At 69.4% G+C, this 913-nt stretch carries 1 protein-coding gene; it reads right to left on the bottom strand.

Going from position 1 to position 913, the window contains the following annotated elements:
- Nucleotides 1-34: 34 nt before the first annotated feature.
- On the bottom strand, nt 35-913 hold an 879-nt coding region (locus tag JCM19049_RS21395), incomplete at its 5' end, for a PAC2 family protein (RefSeq protein ID WP_279403380.1).

Below are 913 nucleotides of genomic sequence, written 5' to 3'. Positions count from 1 at the left end.
GGTGATCCGCCGCGGACTGGATGCCTCTTGGGGCTCAAGCTCTAGGGCCGCGGCTTGGGCTGCCGCTAGATCTCAAAGTCGGGGCCGCTGCCGCCGTAGCCGCGGTCCCGCCGCTTGAGGTAGCGCTCAAACTCACGGGCGATCGATTCCCCGCTGGCTTCCGGAAGCTCGCTGGCATCGGTCGCCCGTTCCAGTTGCTGCACATAGGTGGCGACTCCGGATCCGCGGAGGCCAGCTCATCGACCCCACGCTGCCAGGCCAGTGCGTCATCGCGCAGCTGGTCGGCGGGGAAGTGGGTGGCCAGCAGCTCCTCGAGCACCTCCACCAGGGCCAGCTGCACCTTCGGGCTGGGCGCCTGGGCCACGTAGTGCGGCTGCTGCGCCCACACCGACAGGCTCGGGGTGCCCAGCCGTTCAAAGATCATTCCCAGCACCGCCGGGATGCCGGTGGGCCCCTCATACTTCGACGCCCCGATCGACAGGTGCTCCTGCAACAGCGGGTCATCGGAGTTCACCAGCACCGGCACCGGACGGGTGTGCGCACATCGGCCAGCAGCGAGCCGACGCTCAGGCAGGCCGCCACCCGGTGCGGGGAGGTGAGCTGATGCAGTTCCCGGCAGAACGCCTGCCAGCGGTAGGTCGGTTCCACCCCGAGCGCCACCAGCAGGTCCGCCGGGGCCTGGGGCAGTTCGATGCGGTACACATCGGTTTGCGGCCACTGGAGCTGCGCACCCGTCCTCGCGGCTGACCTGCGGGCGGGTGAACTGGTAGTCGTAGTACTCGTCCTCGCCCACGGTGCCCAGGTATTCGGGTTCGGCCGTGTTCAGGATCAGGCGCACCGCGTCGCTGGCGGCGCTGCCGGCGTCGTTCCAGCCCTCGAACGCGCACACCAGCACGCTGTTGCGCCCTGCTGG

It is taken from the genome of Arthrobacter sp. JCM 19049 (assembly GCF_001310435.1).
This window is presented reverse-complemented; position numbering and strand designations above follow the sequence as displayed.